The sequence below is a fragment of the Roseospira marina genome, assembly GCF_014197855.1.
Taxonomy (GTDB): domain Bacteria; phylum Pseudomonadota; class Alphaproteobacteria; order Rhodospirillales; family Rhodospirillaceae; genus Rhodospira; species Rhodospira marina.
In genome coordinates, this window is sequence record NZ_JACIGJ010000008.1 from 164,457 (window position 1) to 183,008 (window position 18,552).

The following is an 18,552-nucleotide window of genomic DNA, read 5'->3' on the forward strand; positions in this document are numbered from 1 at the left end:
GCTTTATGGTGGACTAATTATCGCCGCAATGCACCTGTGCGGTTCTTTTTTCTCAGAGAGATGGGACAACACACAAGGAGACGCCCTTTGGACGTCGCCGCGCTGGCGTTCCGGATAGGTGCAATTTGGAACAATGTTAGTATAAGAGCAAAATATCCGCAGGGAAGCCCCCACGCCGCGCGACACCCAAACCGCGCCGCCCCCAAACGCAAAAACCCCCGCCGGACGGTATGTCCGACGGGGGCCATGCTGGTGCCGCTGCGGCGTAGACCGCCCGCGACCGACGCGGTTACACGGACTCCAGGCTGTCGGACGCGGCGACCGCGCCGGCCCGCAGGGCCTCGATCTCCGCACGGTGGCTTGCCTGCAACCGGGCGAGGTCCTGACCGGAGAGGGAGCGCAGCAGACGCCAGTGCCGACGACGCTCCTCGACCAGCGCCACGATCGGCGCCGACACCGGCAGCCTCACCAGCGTGCCGGCCCGCACCGCCCATGAGAACGGCGTCACGGCCGCGCGCGCCTCGGGCGACAGGTCGATGTACTCGTGGACCGGCATGCCCGCCGCATCCTCGGCCAGCGGGCGCGGCGACACCTGACGGCGGAACCGGCCCTCCTCGCGAGCGAAGTCGGCCGGCGTCAGCGGCACCTCCAGGGTGTGCGTCTGGCCGTCGGCATCGGTGTAATGCAGCTTGTGCGTGGTCCAGTCGTCCTCGACGCTGGGGTTGCCGTCCAGGTTCAGCCGCTCGGCCAGGGTCGCCCCAGCCTCGGGATCGTGGACGAACACCGGGCAGACACGGCTGCGCACGGCGAGCCGGGCGTGCTCCGTGGCCACCGCGTCGCCGATCCCCTGCTCGCCCTGGCACGGCGTGTAGATGTCCAGCAGCGCCGGCGAGGACGTGTGCGTCAGGGCCGCCAGCACGTTCTTCAGGAAGTGCGCCTGAAGACCGATGGCGGTCTGCACGACCATCACCCGGGGGTGGAACAAGGCCAGCAGCGCCAGCTCCTTGCGGCCGTCTTCCTTGCCGGCGTGCGCCGCGCCGACACGGGCCAGATCGGAGTCCTGCGCCGTCAGGCTGGCCGTGGAGGCCTGCCCGCCGGTGTTGGAGTACGCCCCGGTGTTGAGCACCACCATCTTGATCGGCGTCCGCGTCGCCAGGATGCGCGACAGCGCACCGAACCCGATGTCGTAGGTGGCGCCGTCCCCGCCCACGCTGAACACGGTGGGCAGGCGCTTACGCTCGGTCGGGGTGAACGACTCCCACCCGAAATGCCGCAGCGCGGCGTCGTGCACCGCCGGGTCGTAGGCGTCCGCCAGTTCCAGCACGGCGATGCGCTGGGCCTTGTTGGCGGCGGTCGCGTCGGCGGCCGCGCCCTCGAACAGACCCTTGGCGACCGCCGGGGTGTCCTGGAACAGGCTGTTGACCCAGGGATCCCGGTACTGGGTGAACGGGAACGTCGAGGAATACACACTCGAACAGCCGGTGGCGTTGGCGATCATGTTGCTGGCCGGGCCGTTGCCGGTGGGGCCACCCTCCAACTGGAACAGGGTCGCCTCCAGCGTTTCCAGGGTCGCCTGGATGCGCGCCCGACGGACGTCGTCGGTGACGGTCTCCAGCTTCGCCGTCAGGCCGTCCACGAGGCCCTCAAGCTCCTCCCGGTGGACGTCCCGCTCCTTGCGGTGCAGGGAGTGGCTGGCGGCGATCACCTGACGGATGGCCGTGGCCTCACCGCAGCCCCGGCAGGCGCCGTGACCGCCCGTGGTTGAGTAATAGGTCTCGCGATCCAGGATCATGCGCTTGGCCTGCGGGCCGCTGGCGGCCTCGGTGAAGCGCTCCGGCGTGTTGGGCAGGGCGCTCCAGGCCTCGAACCGGTCCCGCAGCATCTCCAGCGTGGCCTCGTCCTGCTCCCGCTGCTCCAGCGCGTTGGCGGCGCAGACGGTCACGCACTCCAGGCAGCCGCTGCACTTCCAGGGATCGAGCGCGACAGAGAACAGGCCGCCCGTGCCGGGCGCCTTGCGCTCGATCTGGGAATAGAACATCGCCGTCTTGGCGACCGGGTAGGTGGCCAGCGCCGCCGTCACCTGGGCGACCGTGTCCGACAGCCCGGCGTCGGCCGGGATGACGGTCTCGGCCGCCTCGGCGAACGCGTCCGGTAGGGCCTTGTGCTTGTTGCCGGCGGCCTTGAACACGGTGCGGATGCCCTCGTACAGCGCGTCCATGTGGCCGGCGAGGGCCACGGTGCCGGGCGCCGCCGGGTCCAGGGTTTCCAGCGCCCGCTCCATCAGCGGCTCGATGTCGTGGACGGCGGAGGGCAGCGCCGCGTCCGGGCACACCAGGGTGCATTCGAGGCAACCGGTGCACTTGTCGGCGTCGAAGATCGGCACCTGACGGCGGAATAGGCCCTTGTCCTTCATGGCGCCGCTGCCGGGCGGCATGAACAGGCCGGCGCCGGGCATGACCGGGGCCTCGGCGATGGTGCCGTCGCGGAACGCCGCGCCGATCATGTCGTCGAAGTAGCCGGGATCGAACAGCGCGCTGGGCGCCCGGCCGGTGTCGAGGCCGCAGGGCAGCGCCGACAGGGCCACGGTGCGCAGGTCGCCGGGCTCGTTGGCGTTCTCGGCGTCCAGGAACTCGGCCGAATCATAGGGCAGCGGCACGGTCGCGGTAGCGCCATCGCGGATCACGGCCATGTTGCCTTCGACGATGGCCTCACCCTTGGAGCCGAACTTCTTGACGATCTGCTGGCGCACGCGCTCCAGCAGCGTCGCCTCGTCCGCGCCATGGCGGACGCGGGCCTCATGCCCACACAGGGCGCCGATGAAGGCGATGCCCATCATGCGGGTTTCCAGCTCGGCCGAGGGCGCGTGCTTGCGGGCCACGGCGAAGGCGTCGACCACATGGACCTTCAGGCGCTTTTCGCGAATGTCGCGGCGCGCCACGGCGGGCAGGCTGCGCCAGACCTCCAGCGGCGACAGGTTGGACTGAAGGATGAAGGTGCCGCCCTCGACCAGCCCCTTCAGCGGGTTGGTGTGCGAGAACACCTTGTGGTCCGGCGACAGGACGATCTCGACGTCCTCCAGCTCCGCGTTGGTGATCTTCACCGGATCCGGGCTGAGGGTGATGTAGAAGTTGGTCGGCGCGCCGCTCTTCTCCGAGCCGTACTTGGGCGCGGACTTGGAGTACAGGTTCAGCACGCCCGACAGGATGTCGGTCAGCAGCTTGCCCGTGGCCACCGTGCCGTAACCACCCACGGAGTGGAACCGGATGCGGAAGGCGTCGTCCGGCAGAAGCTGCGGGTTGGGGCCGGTCTTCAGGGCCATCAGCTCGGTGTCGGGATAGGCCGCCTTCAGGCGCGCCTGGGCCTCCGCCAGACGCGGCGGCGGGTTGGTGTAGAAGAACTGGCTGCCGAGGTAGACCAGCGACGACCGCGTCGGGGTGTCCATGGCGTCGAACGCGGCCACCAAATGGCGCGGCTGCAGGTCGTGGCCGCCCAGGCCGAAGATGGCCGTGGTCAGGCGCGGCGGCGCGGCCACCGGCGGAATGTCCGTGTGACGGGCACCGTTGGCGTTCTCCCGCGCCTTGGACAGGGCGCGTGTGACCAGCCCGGTCAAGGCGGTGACGTCGGAGCGCTCCAGCACCGTGACGGCGCGCTTGCCGGCCAGGGCGGCGGCGATGTCGCCCTCCGGGAACGGCTGCAGCAGCTTGACGGAGATGGAGCCCACCTTGCGGCCCTGGGCGCGCAGGCCGTCCACGACCGCCTCGACGTCCTCGGTCACGGAGCCCAGACCGATCATGACGGTCTCGGCGTCCTCGCAGCGGTAGGGCTTGATCGGCGTGTAGTCCCGGCCGGTCAGGGCGCTGTACTCGGCCATGGCGGCGCGGGCCAGACGCGGCACGTCGGCGGCGAAGTGGGTGAAGTGGTCCACCGCGCCGGCCTGGAAATCCGGCTGGTTCTGCACCGGGCCGGTGAGGCCGGGGTTGTTCACGTCCACCAGGGCGGGCACGCGCTGGCGGGTCCCCTTCTCCCAGGCGTTCCGCCACAGGCGACTCCAGCGGCCGTGCAACGCCTCGGGCAGGTGCTCCAGCGTCGCGGGCAGCAGCGCGCCCTCGCGGTCGGTCTCGATGGCCTCCGCGTTGTCGGCCAGCATGCGCTCCACGGTCGCGCGCGCCTCGGCGGGCAGGGCCTCGGCGTGCCGCTCCAACCACGCCATGAGCTGGTAGACGCGGCCCTTGGCGCCGAACAGGATCTCCTGCGAGACGGTCGGGCACGGCATACGGCCGGCCGGATCACCCAGATAATCGCGCAGCAACGCCGGCTCGGGCAGCGCCGCCTCGCTCATCATGTGGCTGGTGGCGAACCCGTCCATCGCGTTGGCGACCGGAATCAGCGAGTCGGCGGCGATCTTGTAGGCGATGGCGGCCAGATCCGCGGCCTCCTGCGGGTTCGACCCGAACAGGATCGTGTAGCCCGACGGCAGCAGCGCATAGACGTCGTCATGGCCCGCCATCACGTTCAACGAGTGTCGCGAGACCACGCGCGCCGCGATCTGGAGCACGAAACCGCCGACCTTCTTGCCGACCGTCACGTAGTGGGATTCCAGGCCGTACAGGATGCCCTGGCTGGACGAGGCGTTGGAGATGTACTTGCCGCCCGTCAAAGCCGCGCCGAGCGCGCCCGACTGCGCCGAGTGCTCACCCTCCGGCTCGAAGAAGAACGGATGGTGCCCCCAGACGTTGCAGCCGCCCTTCGCCCGGAATTCCTCATACAGTTCGGAAATTTCCGTCGAGGGCGTGATGGGATACCCGATGACGCCGCCACACACGTGCGACATTACATGGGCCACGGCGCCATTGCCGTTGATGACGGTGGCAATCCCGCTATACGTGGTGCTCATTGTGGCTCATCCCACTTGGCATTCGGGTTCGGTCGGTCCGCAGTCCGGGTCCGACCCCCGGAAGTGTGAACTCACGCGACGATCCCGCGGTGCAATGGGGGGGCGCGGACCAAACCCCACGCGGCATTGTCGCGAGGGTTCCACCCGACCGACGCCACCCCTGAATCCGAGGGGATGCTGCGATGCGATATTATGAAGTTACGTGTACCCTATAAACCACGAAAGAAACAGGGCCTATTTCGTAGCTCAACGGACACGATGTCTCCCCAGGGTCATTCGTGACCCCACAGCCACAACCATAACGATGGCCTTTGGCTCAAGGCCGAACCGGACCGATGGTGTGGTGCGCCTCCCTCCAGTCTATCAACCAGTCGTAACGCCATCGCGGGTCCCAGCCCGTTCCGCCATAGAAAACATTTTGTTATAGTTTCGTGTCACAAAATAATAATTTGTTATGAACCAGGAGCCTCGGCTACATGGCCGCGCCCGCAAAATCCCTGGTAGTGAAAGCGTAACGCTGAAGCGGCGCACCAGCAAGGAAACTCGTGGACCGTGGTTGCGACATTCGGACAGCTCAAGGCCTTCAACGCCGTCGCCCGCGCCGGCAGCATCACCCGCGCCGCCCACCGCCTCGCCGTCAGCCAACCCGCGATCACCGCGCAGATCCGGCGCCTGGAAGCCGATCACGACACCATTCTGTTCGAGCGCACCGCCACCGGCATCCAGTTGACCCCCATGGGCCGGCGCCTGTTCCGGATCACGCGCAATCTGGATGACCTGGAGGAGGCGGCGGGCATTCTGCTGGGCGGCGGGGACGATCCGATCCCGCAGGTGCTGCGAGTCGCGACCGCCTCGCCGCGCGTGTTCATGCCGGTGATCGCCGCCTACGCCCGCCAGTTTCCGGACGTTGAACTGGACGTCACGGTCGGCACCGCGGGAGACGCCGTCCGGCGGGTGCTCGACCGCGACGCCGACATCGCCCTGGCCCCGATGCTGCGCGAGGACGACCGCCTGGAACACGCGGTCTTCCGCCGCCACCGCCTGACCGTGCTGCTACCCCGCGACCATGCCATGGCCGCTCAGGAATCGCTGTCCCTGCGTGACGTGGTCGAGGAGCCCATGATCATGCGGCGGGGCGGCCCGTCCACGACCCAGATCGCGGCGGAGCAGGCCCTGGCCATGCATGGTCTGCGCGTGCGGCCGGTGCTGAAGCTGGAAACGCGCGAGGGGGTGCTGGAGGCGGTGGCGAACGGCTTCGGCCTCGCCCTGGTGCTGGAGCACGACATCCCGCCGGACCCGCGCCTGCGGGTCGTGCCCCTGAACGACTACGACGGCACGACCGAGGAATGCCTGCTGTGGCTGCGCAGCCGCCGCTCCATGCCGCTGATCCGCGACTTCGCCACGGTGGCCGAAACGCTCAGCGACACCCCGCGCCCCCGGCTGGCGCGCGAGGCGTGACACCCCGCCCCATCAGCCCGGGCGGGGCGACAGCCCGCACCACGCCCCCATGAACAGCGCCAGCACGGTCGCGACCTGCATCAGGCTGTCGATGGACACCGACTCGTCGATGCCGTGAATATGCGTGGCCTCCGGCCCATAGCAGGTGGCCGGGATATCCTCGTAAAGCTGGAAGAACCGGGCGTCGGTGGTGCAGGTAACGGCCAACGGCGGCGCCGGCGCCCCCGCCACGCGGGCATGCAGGTCCCCCAGCAGGGTCATCATGGGGTGGTCCGCGTCCATGACGCAGCCCTCGGCCTGGAACCCCTGATACGACACGTCGGCCATGATGCCCGCCAGCGCCGGATCGTCGACCAGGGCGGCGGCCACCGTGTCCTCCAGCGCGCGCCGCACCTCCTCCAGCGGAACCCCGGGGTAGAAGCCCAGGCGGACGTCGATCGTCGCCTCGGCCGCCACGCTGGATGGCCAATCGCCGCCATCGACCCGCCCGAGGTTGAAGTTCACCGGGTGTGTGTGGTCCGCGTACAGCGGATGCCGGTGCATGGGCTCGTTCCACGCCGCCTCCAGCGGGCGCAGCGCGTCGAACAGGCGGTACGCGGCCTCCAGGGCGCTGAGCCCGGCGGACGTGTCCAGCACATGCGCCGGCCTGCCGGCCACCCGGATGCGCGCCCACATCACGCCGAGCTGCCCGACCATCAGCGATGGACCGAAGGGCTCGGGGATGATGGCCGCGTCGGCGGTGTAGCCCCGGGCGAGGCAGGCGAGCGCGCCGTTGCCGGTGCACTCCTCCTCGATCACGGATTGCAGGATGACGGGCGCCGCCGGCTCGTAGCCGAGATCGGCCAGGGCCTGGAAGGCGGTGCAATAGGCGACGATGCCGGCCTTCATATCGCCGGCCCCGCGCCCATAGACGCGCCCCTCGCGCACCACGGGGGAAAACGGCGGATGGCTCCATAGGCGCTCCGCCCCGGGGGGCACCACGTCGATGTGACCGTTGAGGATGAGGGACCGCCCCTCCACCGCCGGCGCGGACGGCCGGTGGTAGCCGACCACGTTCGGCCGCCCCGCGTAGTCCGTCAGCGGCGGGGAGAACCCCGGCCGGTCGCGGATCGCGTCCAGGTCCACGGGGAAGCGATCCACCACCAGCCCCATCGCGGCGAAGGTCGCCGCCATGCGGTCCTGCGCGCCCTTTTCCCGGCCCACCTGGCTGTCCTCGGCCACCAGGGCGCACAGCTCGTCCACGGCGGCATCCCGCCGCGCGGCCACGGCCGCCCGGACCGCCGCCTCCAGTGCCGGGTCCAGTGCCGGGTCCAGGGTCATGCCCCCACCGTCTCCAGCACGCCGGACAGGAACCGGTTCAGGCACAGGCCGAGGCTGTCCGACAGATAGCCGCCCTCCTGCACCAGCGCCGTCGGCAGACCAAGGGCCGCGATCCGCTGCCCGGCGGCGACGAAGCCCTCGGGGCTGACCCGCAGGCCGCCGAACGGATCGGCGGCGGAGGCATCCACCCCGAGCGAGACCACCAACGCCCCGGGGGCAAACGCGGCGATGCGGGCCAGGGCCACGTCGAGGGCGGCGAGCCAACCGGCCTCCTCCGTGCCCAAGGCCAGCGGCAGGTTCAGGTTCGCCCCCAGACCGGGCCCCGCGCCCCGCTCCGCCGCGTGGCCCCAGAAGAACGGATAGAAGTCCATCGGATCGGCGTGCAGCGAGACCGTCAGCACGTCCCCCCGCTGGTAAAAGATGTTTTGGGTGCCGTTGCCGTGGTGCAGGTCGATGTCCAGGGTAGCGACGCGGTCATAGACGCTCCGCAGGCGCTGCGCCGCGATGGCCGCGTTGTTCAGGTAGCAGAACCCGCCCGCCAGATCGGCCGCCGCATGGTGCCCCGGCGGCCGGCACAGCGCGTAGGCCACCCGGTCCCCGCCCCGCACCGCATCCGCCGCCGCCACCGCCGTCTGAGCGCTGCGGTAGACGGCCTCCCAGGTCTCCGCCGTCACCGGACAGGCGGTGTCGCCCAGGTGATAGCCGGCCCGGCCGACCGGGGAGCGCGGATAGCAGCCCTCACGACCGACCGGGTGGACGTTGGGCAGCACGTCGCGGCTGCCCCCCAGGTCCTGCCAGCGGGCATGAATGGTGCGCAGGAAATCCAGGTACTCCGCCGTATGGATCGCCGCCAGCGGCGCCATCCCGGCATCCCCCGGCGCGGTCACCGACAGGCCGAGATCCCGCACCGCCGCGAGAAAGCGGTCGGCGCGCTCCGGCACCTCGGGACAAGGCCGCCACATGCCGGAGACCAGGAACGTTTCCGGCGCGTGCGCCTTCTGGATCGGATCAAAAAACACCTTCATGAACTCAGAACTCCACCCGGTCGCCGCCCTTGAGGTCCAACAGCGCGCGCGCCTCGTCCGGCGTGGCGACCCGGCGGCCCAGGCCCTCCAGCACCTGCCGGATGCGGCGCACCTGGGCCGCGTTGCTGTCCGCCAGCACGCCCTTGTCGAGGAACAGGTTGTCCTCCAGCCCGACGCGCACGTGCCCCCCCATCGCCGCCCCCATGGTCGCCAGCGGACTCTGGTGCCGCCCCACCCCCAGGACGGAAAACTGATAGTCCGTGCCGAACAGTTTGTCCGCCGTGCGCTTCATGGTCATCAGGTTGTCCGGATCGGCGCCGATGCCGCCCAGAATCCCCAGACAGAACTGCAGAAACAGCGGCGGCTTCGCGATGCCCCGGTCGACGAAGTGCGCCAGCGTATACAGGTGCCCCAGGTCATAGCATTCGTATTCGAAGCGCGTCCCGTGCCCCTCGCGCAGGGCCCGGTGCAGCACCTCGATATCCTGGAACGTGTTCTTGAACACGAAATCGCGGCTGGCCTCCAGGAACGCCGGTTCCCACACGTGCTGCCAGTCGGTTTGACGCGCCAGGGCCGGGAACAGGCCGAAGTTCATCGTGCCCATGTTGCACGACGCCATCTCCGGCGCCACGCGGTCGGCCGCCTGCATGCGCTGCTCCACCGTCATCGGCATGCCGCCGCCGGTGGAGATGTTCACCACCGCGTCGGTGGCCTGTTTGATGCGCGGCAGGAAGCGCAGGAACATGTCCGGATCGGCCGTCGGCTGGCCGGTCTCCGGATCGCGCGCGTGCAGGTGCAGGACGGCCGCGCCCGCCTCCGCCGCCTCGATCGCCTGCTCGGCGATCTGGTCCGGGGTGATGGGCAGGTGCGGGCTCATGGACGGCGTATGGACCGAGCCCGTGACGGCGCAGGTGATGATGACGGGGTTGGCCACGGTTACACTCCCAACTCGGCGGACAGCGCGACCAGCGCGTCGGTCAGCGGATCCATAATCTCGTCGATCTGGTCCTCGGTCAGGATCAGCGGCGGGCACACCATGATGTGGTCCCCGAGATAGCCGCCCCGGGTGCGCCGCCAGTAGATGATGAGCCCGCGCTCGTAGGCCAGATCGACCAGTCGGGCGGCGGCCATCTTCTCCGGCGGCAGCGGCGTCATGGTCTCCCGGTCGGCGACCAGTTCCACCGCCAGCAGCAGGCCCTTGCCGCGCACGTCGCCGATGAACGGGAAGCGGTCCTTCAGCCCATCCAGCCGGGCTTTCAACTGGTCCCCGATGCGCGCCGCGTTGCCGGGCAGGTCGCGGCCCACGGTCTCCTGCAACACCGCCAGCCCGGCGGCGCAGGCCAGCGGATTGCCGGCGTAGGTGTAGCCGTGGATGAACCCGCCGTGCTCCATCACCGGCTCGACCAGCCGGTCCGGCGCCACCAGCGCCCCCAAAGGCGCATAGCCGGCGGCAAAACCCTTGGACAGCGCGATCAGGTCCGGCGTGATGCCCCAGTGCTCGGCGGCCAGAAAGCGCCCGGTGCGCCCGGCTCCGGTCATCACCTCGTCGTAGATCAGCAGCACCCCGTAGGCGTCGCAGATCTCGCGCACACGCGGATAGTAGCTGTCGGGCGCCACCAACGCCCCGGTGGAGGCCCCGCCGACCGGTTCCATGATGAAGGCCAGCACGGTCTCCGGCCCCTGGCGCAGAATCTCCGCCTCCAGCATGTCGGCGTAGCGGCGGCCGCGCTCCTCCATCGTCAGGCTGTCGCGGTCGAGGTAGCAGGTCGGCGCCGGGATCTTCGGCATCTCGTGCATCATGGGCGCGAACGGCGCCGTCATCGAGGCGGTGCCGGTCACCGCCAGCGCCCCGAAGGTCGCCCCGTGATAGCTGGGATAGCGCGAAATCACCTTGAAGCGGCTCGCCTGCCCCACCGCCAGCGCGTACTGGCGGGCCAGTTTCAGGGCACTTTCCACCGCCTCCGACCCGCCGGAGACGAAGAACACGCGGTCCAGGCCCGTCGGACACAGGTCGGCGACGAAGCGGGCCAGGTTCTCGGCCGGCGCGTTCTCGAAATGCAGGCGGTAGCCGAAGGTCGACTTCTCCATCTGCGCCCGCATGGCGTTCAGCACCACCGGGTCCGAATGGCCGATGTTGCTGACCATGGCACCGGAGGAGCCGTCCAGGTACCGCTTGCCGGTCACGTCCCACATGTGGACGCCACTGGCGCGGTCGAGCATCGGGCGGCGCTGGCGCGACTGGTAGAACAGGTGGGAGCGGGCGAGCCCGTCGGTGTCCACCTCGGGCAGGGCAAAGGCGTAGGAGGCCGGGGCCTCCGGAATCACGCAATCGGTCGTGTGTACGGGTTCCATGGCAACGACCCTCGGAACGGCCGCCGGGCGCCGATGCAACACGGCCGGTCCGGCGACGGGGAAAACGACATCAGGAGTAGGCGGGCGGCCCCCAGAGCGGCCCCCAATGCGGCCCCCAGGGCGGCCCCCAAGGTGGCCCCCAAGGTGGCCCCCAAGGTGGCCATTGCGTTTCCTCGCCCATCGCGCGCGCCAACCGACCGGTCGCGTCCCTGTCCATGCCCGTCAGCCTCCGTCACCCTCGGTCCATCGCTCACCGCGCTTATGCGTCGGCCCCACCGTCCAACAGCACGCAGTCATCGCCCCGCACCCGGATCCAGACCTCGGCACCCTCCGGGAACGGCACGCGGTCGATCGGGTTGATCGCTTGCAGATCAACGTCCGCGCCCGGATCGCCCGCCTCGCCGATCGTGGTCAGGAAGTAGCGGGCGCTCTGGCCCAGATAGTCCACGGTGCGCACCCGCGCGCGCATAAGGCTGGTGCCCGGCGCAGGGTCGTGGCGCTCCGCCAGCAGCAGGCGCTCCGCCCGCAGCACCAGCCGTACCCGCTCACCCTCCGGCCGGCCAGCGCGATCGCGGGTGTGGCACAGGATGGTGGCGCCCGCGTCGGTGACGACCTTGACGAAACCGCCCTCCTCGCCCGCCACCCGGCCCGGAAGGATGTTGGAATGGCCCAGGAAGTCGGCGACGAAGGCGGAGGCCGGTTCGTTGTACACCTGCTCCGGCGGCCCGACCTGCTCCACCCAGCCGGCGTTCATGACCACCAGGGTGTCGGACATGGCCAGCGCCTCGGACTGGTCGTGGGTCACGAACACGGTCGCGATGCCCAGTTCGCGCTGGATGCGCTTCAACTCGACGCGCATTTCCTCGCGCAGGTTGGCGTCCAGCGCCGACAGCGGTTCGTCGAGCAGCAGCACGTCCGGCTGGATGACGATGGCGCGCGCCAGGGCGATGCGCTGTTGCTGGCCGCCGGAGAGTTGGTTCGGCCGCCGGTCCTCCGCATGGGGCAACTGCACCAGCCGCAGCGCGTCCTTGACGCGGGTCTTGACCTCGTCGCGTGAGACGTCGCGGTACTTCAGGCCGAACGCCACGTTGTCGAACACGCTCTTGTGCGGAAACAGGGCGTAATTCTGGAACACGAGGCCCAGGTTGCGCTTGTGGATCGGCACCTCGGTGACGGAGCGGCCCTTGATGCGGATATCGCCCTCGCTCGGCGACAGCAGGCCGGCGATCATGCGCAGGGTGGTCGTCTTGCCGCAGCCGGACGGCCCCAGCAGGGTGACGAACGCCCCCTCCGGCACCGTCAGGTCCGTCTTGCGCACCGCGACGAAGTCGGCGAAGCGCTTTTCGACGGCGTGCAGTTCGACGGCGTTCGCAGTGGTGCCCTGGGAGGTGCTCTGGGGAGCGGTGCTCATAAGCGGCGTATCCGTTCGTTCGTGCATGCGAAAGGTTATGTCCCAGCGTCGCGCCGACCGGCCGCCCTCCCCTGGAGAGGGGAGGGATGGGGTGGGGTTGACCCGGACGTCGCCACCGGCGCGACGCCAACGCGCCCCCCACCCAACCTCCCCCCAATTGGGGGGAGGAGCCGAGCGGCCCGCTCCGATCCAAAAACAGCCGGAGGGATGTCGGCTCAGTACCCCTTCTGCACGCGGCCGAAGGTCTTGGACCACTCCGCCTCGTGGCTGTTCCAGTACACGGGATCGAAGAAGTTCAGGGAGTCCAGCGTACCGGTCGGGTCGAACGACGGCAGGACCGGGACCTCCTCACCCAAATCGACCTTGGTCGGGTCCAGCGCCGGCGGGTAGTTCTGGCCCTCGGCGACCGCGATGGACACCTCCGGCTCCAGCATGAAGTTCAGCAGCTCCTCGCAGGCGGCCATGGGGCTGCCCTTGATGACGAACAGGCATTCCTGCCACGCCAGACCGCCGGGCGGATCCAGATAGCCGATGTCGTGGCCCTGGTCCTGCAACGCCTTGACGCGGCCGGACCACGCCTCGGTCACGTAGATCTCTTCCTCCGCCAGCAGGCTCATCAGCTCGGCGCCGGAGGTCCAGTACTTCAGCAGCAGGTCGCGGTGCTCGCGCAGAGTGTCCCAGACGGCGTCCATGTCCTCGATGCCGTTCGGGTCCTGACCGGTCTGGAGCGCGGCGTACCAAATACGGGTCTTCCACTCGCCCCAACCGCCGACCTTGCCCTTGAACTCGGGCTTGAGCAGCAGCTTGGCGCCCAGCTCCTTGGCTTCGTCGTCGCTGACGTGCTTGCGGTTATAGGCGATGCCCGTGGTGCCGTAGTCGTAGGGCACGGCCGACAGCGTCCCGCCGGTCAGCGGGCGGAAGGCGTCCATCAGCGCCGTGATCACCAGCTTCAGGTTCGGGATGTTGTCTTCGTTCAGGGTCGTGGACAGATCAAGGTTATGATAGCGCGCGTAGTCGAACACGCCCGACAAATGGGCGACGTTGAACTCGCCCGGCTGGCTGGCCCGCACGCGGGCGAGGTATTCGTCGGCCCCGCCGAAGGTGCCGTCTACGACCTCGATCCCGGTCTTGGCGGTGTAGGGCTGGAAGGCGTACTCCCGGAACGCCTCGGAGACGATGCCGCCCCAGCCGTCGAACCGCACCTGATCGGGCGTCGCCGCGCGCGCCCGACGCGACAGCGCAGCCATCGGCCCGCCGACCAGCCCGGCCGACAGGCCGGCCGCGCCCAGCAGGGTCAGGAAACCGCGGCGGTCGATGTCGCCATTGCGGTAACGCTCCAGCAGGCGCTGGTACCGGGTGGTGTCATCCATGTCTCGTCTCCTTGCGGTGGAACGGATCGTGGTGGGTGTCTCGTCGTTTGGGGTTCAGCGCGCGCCGGACAGGTGCGCGGCCACCCGTCGCGCCAGGGCCGCGCCCAGCAGCGGCAGGGCCACGGTGAAGACCACCATGACCGTGCCCAGCGCGTTGATCTCCGGACTGATGGAGTTGCGCAGCATCGCGAAAATCTGGGTCGGCACGGTTTCCACCCCGCCGGGCTTCCAGAACAGCGTGCCGGTGATGTCGTCGAAGGACATGGTGAACGAAAACAGCATGCCCGCCATCACCGCCGGCAGCATCAGGGGCAGCGTCACGTGCCGGAACGTCTCGAACGCATTGGCCCCCAGGCTCATGGCGGCCTCCTCGTACTCCCGGCGGATGCCGACCAGCCGGGCCTGCACCACCAGCACCACGAACGGCAGGGTGAAGATGACGTGGCCCATCAGCAGCAGGAAGAAGCTGCGCGGCACGTCCAGGGCGCGCAGGAACAGCAGCAGGGCGACGGCCAGCACGACCTCCGGCACCAGGATGGGCGCGATCAGCGCCGTCGAGATCAGGCGCTTGCCCGGGAAATCGTAGCGCACCATCGCCAGCGCCGCGAGCACGCCCATGGTGGTCGAGATCACGCTGGTCAGCAGGCCGAGCACGATCGACGTCTGAAAGGCGCGCACGATGGCGTCGTTCTCGATCAGCGCCACGAACCAGCGCAGCGACAGCCCCTCCAGCGGGAAGCTGCCGAACTGGTTGGCGTTGAACGCCAGCAGCATGACCACCGCGACCGGCGCGAACATGAAGATGTAGACCAGGATGGTGCCCAGGCGGATGGCGTTCCAGGCAAGGCTCATGACGCGGTTCCCCTCCCCATCCGGCTAACGGAAGCTCTTGGCGATCTGGTCGATGCCGAGGAAGCGGCTGTAGACCATCACCAGGGTGCCCAGCAGCGCCAGCAGCAGCAGCGACAGCGCCGAGCCGAGCGGCCAGTTGAGCTGGGTGACGATGGCCTCGTAGACCAGATTGGCGAACATCGCGTTGCGCGGCCCGCCCAGGACCATCGGCGTAATGTAGGTCCCCGCCCCCAGCACGAAGCACAGCAGCCCCCCCGCCGCCAGCCCCGGCACGGACAGCGGCAGCGTGACCTCGCGGAACGCCTGCCAGCCGGTGCAGCCGAGCGAGCGCGCGGCGTCGGTCAGGCTGCGGTCGATGCCGTCCAGGCTGACGTAGATGTTCAGGATCATGAACGGCAGCAGGAAATGGACCAGGCCCAGGATCACCGTGGCCTCGTTGTAGAGCATCTGGATCGGCTCGGAGATGATCCCCAGCGCCATCAGCGTGCTGTTCACCGCGCCGGAGACCCCCAGGATGTTGATCCAGGACATGGTGCGGATGATGTAGCTGACCCAGAACGGCAGCATCAGCAGCAGCAGAAGCAGCGCCTTATGCCGGGTCGAGGTGTAGGCGATGAAATACGCGGGAATGTAGCCGACGAGCGCGCACACCAGCGTGGACAGGGCGGCGATGCGCAGGGTCTGGAACAGGATGTCGTGATAGAAGCCGTCGGTCAGGACCTCCTGCCAATTGTCCAGGTAGAAGCCCACCTGCTCCGAGCCGACCGCGGTGCGCAGCCAGAACGAATAGACGACGATGAACACCGTCGGGATGACGAGCAGCAGGAGAACGGACGCCAAAGCCGGCGACAGCAGAAGCCAGGGCCGTCGGTCGAAACGCTCGTCCTTGGGCTTTGACGCAGCCATGGCGTCGCCTCCTGGGCGCGGAACTGTGGGAGCCGAAGCGGTGGGGCCGGTCGGGTTTGAGACCGGCTCGGTTGGGGCCTGTCGGGGTCCGGCGATCGCGACGCACCGCGCCACCGGTGGCGGGAGACGGACCACGCCCCTGTCCGACCCGGGCGCTCCGGTGTTCTATCACGCCCGGCGAATCGACATAGCGCAAATAGATATGCACAATGCAGTGCATAGACGCCCGCTATGAGGAGTCCCCCATGTCCACGCCGCCGGAGGCCGGATCCGCCGCCGATCCGGCCCCCCTCCCCGACACGATGCCCGACACGATGCCGGACGGGTTCGTCCGCCGGGAGTTCGACTGGAACCTGCTCCACACCTTTGTGGTGATCGTCGAGGAACGCTCCATCACCCGGGCGGCGAACCGGCTGCTGCTGCGCCAGCCCAGCGTCAGCAACGCCCTGAAGCGGCTGGAGGACCGTCTCGGCCAGCCGCTGATCGATCGCGCGCCCGGCCGCTTCGAACTGACCGACGCCGGCCGCATTCTGTACCGCGAATGCCAGCACATCTGCGGCGCCATCGGCCGTCTGGGGCATCTGATGGCCACCGGCCGGACGGAGGTTTCGGGCCATATCCGCTTGCTGCTGGCCAGCCACGTCGTGTTTCCACCGCTCAACGCGGTGATGGCGCGGTTCCACGCCGCCCATCCGCTGGTCACCCTGGAGCACGAAGTCGCGCGCTCCGCCGTGGTGGCGCAGAACGTGCTGTCCCGACAGGCCAGCGCGGGCATCGGCTTGGTCGCTAGCCCCAACCCGCAACTGCGCTATCGGCCGCTGTTCCGGGAGCACTTCGGGTTCTTCTGCGGCCCGTCGCACCGCCTGTTCGGACGCCGGGATCTGACCGCGGCCGATCTGCGCGACGAACCGTTCGTGTCGTTCAGTACAGACACCCCGACCGACGCCCTGCGCGCCATCGCGCTGCTGCGGGCGCACCATGGTCTGACCGGGCGGACCGTCGGCACGTCCTCCAACCTGGAGGAGGTCCGGCGCATGATCATCGCCGGCCTGGGCGTGGGGCCGTTGCCGGTCCATGTGGTGGAGCGTGACGTGCGCGACGGGCTGCTCTGGCGGCTGCCGCCATACGACGATGTCCGAGGGCCGGGCGGCCCGGCGCCCGTCGATATTTTCCTGGTGACCAACCCCCGCACCACCCTGTCGCAGGCGGAACGGCTGTTCCTGACCATGCTCAACGCGCACGCCGATACCGCGCCTGGCGGCTTTTTTGTCTACCCTGCGCCCTGAGCCCTCATACCCCTGCCAAGGAGACCGCCCCATGCTGATCGACGCCGCCCGCTCCCTTCTGGTCATCATCGACATCCAGGAGCGTCTATGCCCCGTGATGGACGACCCGCGCCGGGTGCTGTTCAACGCCGCGCGCCTGCTGAAGGGCGCCACGCTGCTGGACGTGCCCGTGATCTGCACGGAGCAGTACCCGACCGGCCTCGGCCCCACCATGATCGACGTGCGCGAGTTGCTGCCCGAGGGCGCGGTGATCGAAAAAACCAGCTTCGGCTCGATGGGGGAGGCCGCGTTCCGCGACGCACTGGAGCGCACCGGCCGCGATCAGGTCGTGCTGCTGGGCACCGAGGCCCACGTCTGTGTGCTGCAAACCGCGCTGGGCCTGCGGGAGGCCGGCATGCCGGTCTTCGTGGTCGAGGACGCCTGCGGCTCCCGCCGGCCGGAAAGCGAGCGCGCCGCCATGGCCCGCGCCCGCGACGCCGGCTGTGGCGTGGTGACCACAGAGATGGTGCTGTTCGAGTGGCTGGCCGACAAGAGCCACCCGGCCTTCAAGCAGATCATGGCGCTTGTTCGGTAAAAGCGGGCGGGAACGGCGTGCACGCTCCGGCGCCACCGCGTATGATCCAACTGTGCCATGAACCGCCACAGATCATCCGCTTGGTTCAGCCGTCCCGTCCCACCGGAGCGCCGCCGCCATGACCACGCCCTGCATCATCACCGTCGCCATCACGGGGTCGGTTCCGACCAAGGCCGACAACCCGGCCGTGCCGGTCACGGTGAGCGAGCAGGTGGAGTCGACCCACGCGGCGTTCGAGGCCGGGGCGTCCCTGGCCCATCTGCACGTACGCAACGACGACGGCTCGACCACGTCCGACCCGGACCGGTTCGCCCGCCTCATCGAGGGCATCCGCGCCCACTGTCCGGGGATGATCGTGCAGGTCTCGACCGGGGGGCGCTCCGGCACGGGGGAGGAGCGCGGCGGCATGATCCCGCTGAAGCCCGACATGGCGTCGCTGTCGACGGGATCGTGCAACTTCCCGACCCGCGTCTACGAGAACGCGCCGACCTTCATCGACTGGCTGGCGGAGCGGATGAAGGCGCACGCCGTCAAGCCGGAGATCGAGATCTTCGATCTGGCCATGCTGTTCAAGGCGGTGGACATGGCCGGGGACGGCCGCATCGTCGCCCCGCTGCACGTGCAGTTCGTCATGGGGGTCAAGAACGCGGTGCCGGTGGACCGCGAGACGTTCGAGTTCTATGTCCGCACGCTGCGGCGGCTGGCGCCGGACGCCACCTGGACCGGGGCCGGCATCGGCCGGCACCAGCTCACCCTGCACCACTGGTCCCTGGAACTGGGCGGACACCTCCGCACCGGCCTGGAAGACAACGTGCGGATGGACAAGGACACGCTGGCGCCGTCGAACGCCGCCCTGGTGGCCCGGGCGGCGGCCCTGTGCGCCGACTACGACCGCCACCCCGCCAGCCCGGCCGAAGCGCGGGCGCTTTTGACGTTGCCGGCGGCGGCCTGACGCCCCGTCGGGACGGTCCGGCATACCGCCTCCCCCCGGCGGGGGGCGGTTGGGAGGGGGGTCCAATCCGGATACATAGGTAACAGAACAGACCGGAGACATGGGTAACAGGTCGTCAAGATGGTCGCGGAGGTGCGGCCATGGTTTGGAAA

General features: G+C 69.2%; 13 protein-coding genes. 4 read left to right on the forward strand and 9 right to left on the reverse strand.

Features of this window, described 5'->3' with window-relative positions; translation table 11 throughout:
- Positions 1-289: 289 nt before the first annotated feature.
- A complete protein-coding gene (locus tag GGD82_RS12480) occupies positions 290-4,894 on the reverse strand; it encodes a 2-oxoacid:acceptor oxidoreductase family protein (RefSeq protein ID WP_150062428.1) in 4,605 nt (1,534 codons plus the stop codon).
- 552 nt (positions 4,895-5,446) lie between these two features.
- Between GGD82_RS12480 and GGD82_RS12485 the strand changes: the two genes are divergently transcribed.
- The gene (locus tag GGD82_RS12485; protein ID WP_150062427.1) at positions 5,447-6,352 is read left to right on the forward strand and encodes a LysR substrate-binding domain-containing protein; all 906 of its coding nucleotides are present in this window, start codon (positions 5,447-5,449) and stop codon (positions 6,350-6,352) included.
- A gap of 12 nt (positions 6,353-6,364) precedes the next feature.
- Here the strand turns inward: GGD82_RS12485 and GGD82_RS12490 are convergent, their stop codons facing one another.
- The 8 genes from GGD82_RS12490 to GGD82_RS12525 form a co-directional block, all read right to left on the reverse strand.
- Entirely contained in the window at positions 6,365-7,672 is a 1,308-nt protein-coding gene (locus GGD82_RS12490; RefSeq protein ID WP_150062426.1) for a M20 family metallopeptidase, read from the reverse strand.
- A complete protein-coding gene (locus tag GGD82_RS12495; RefSeq protein WP_150062425.1) occupies positions 7,669-8,697 on the reverse strand; it encodes a histone deacetylase family protein in 1,029 nt (342 codons plus the stop codon). Before GGD82_RS12495 ends, GGD82_RS12490 begins: the two co-directional genes overlap by 4 nt.
- A gap of 4 nt (positions 8,698-8,701) precedes the next feature.
- Complete coding sequence (kce, locus tag GGD82_RS12500; protein ID WP_150062424.1) at positions 8,702-9,631, reverse strand: 3,5-dioxohexanoate:acetyl-CoA acetone transferase; 930 nt, start codon at positions 9,629-9,631, stop codon at positions 8,702-8,704.
- 2 nt (positions 9,632-9,633) lie between these two features.
- Positions 9,634-11,049, reverse strand: coding sequence for an aminotransferase family protein (locus GGD82_RS12505; RefSeq protein ID WP_150062423.1), 1,416 nt, complete (start codon positions 11,047-11,049; stop codon positions 9,634-9,636).
- Positions 11,050-11,308: 259 nt separating this feature from the next.
- Positions 11,309-12,460 carry an ABC transporter ATP-binding protein gene (locus GGD82_RS12510; RefSeq protein WP_150062422.1) on the reverse strand — a complete coding sequence of 384 codons (1,152 nt, stop codon included), beginning with the start codon at positions 12,458-12,460 and terminating at the stop codon, positions 11,309-11,311.
- Positions 12,461-12,675: 215 nt separating this feature from the next.
- On the reverse strand, positions 12,676-13,830 hold the full coding sequence (locus tag GGD82_RS12515; RefSeq protein ID WP_150062421.1) for an extracellular solute-binding protein: 1,155 nt from the start codon (positions 13,828-13,830) through the stop codon (positions 12,676-12,678).
- 54 nt (positions 13,831-13,884) lie between these two features.
- Positions 13,885-14,682 (reverse strand): ABC transporter permease, encoded by a 798-nt coding sequence (locus GGD82_RS12520; RefSeq protein ID WP_150062420.1) that lies wholly within the window; start codon positions 14,680-14,682, stop codon positions 13,885-13,887.
- 24 nt (positions 14,683-14,706) lie between these two features.
- Positions 14,707-15,588 (reverse strand): ABC transporter permease, encoded by an 882-nt coding sequence (locus tag GGD82_RS12525; RefSeq protein ID WP_150062419.1) that lies wholly within the window; start codon positions 15,586-15,588, stop codon positions 14,707-14,709.
- A 245-nt stretch (positions 15,589-15,833) separates the two neighbouring features.
- Here GGD82_RS12525 and GGD82_RS12530 point away from each other — a divergent pair, with 245 nt between their 5' ends.
- The 3 genes from GGD82_RS12530 to GGD82_RS12540 all read left to right on the forward strand — a co-directional run bounded on the left by GGD82_RS12530 (position 15,834) and on the right by GGD82_RS12540 (position 18,400).
- Positions 15,834-16,874 (forward strand): LysR family transcriptional regulator, encoded by a 1,041-nt coding sequence (locus GGD82_RS12530; protein ID WP_246163886.1) that lies wholly within the window; start codon positions 15,834-15,836, stop codon positions 16,872-16,874.
- Between the two features lie 31 nt (positions 16,875-16,905).
- Positions 16,906-17,448, forward strand: coding sequence for a hydrolase (locus GGD82_RS12535; protein ID WP_150062418.1), 543 nt, complete (start codon positions 16,906-16,908; stop codon positions 17,446-17,448).
- Between the two features lie 118 nt (positions 17,449-17,566).
- Entirely contained in the window at positions 17,567-18,400 is an 834-nt protein-coding gene (locus GGD82_RS12540) for a 3-oxoadipate:acetyl-CoA acetyltransferase (protein ID WP_150062417.1), read from the forward strand.
- Positions 18,401-18,552 lie beyond the last annotated feature (152 nt).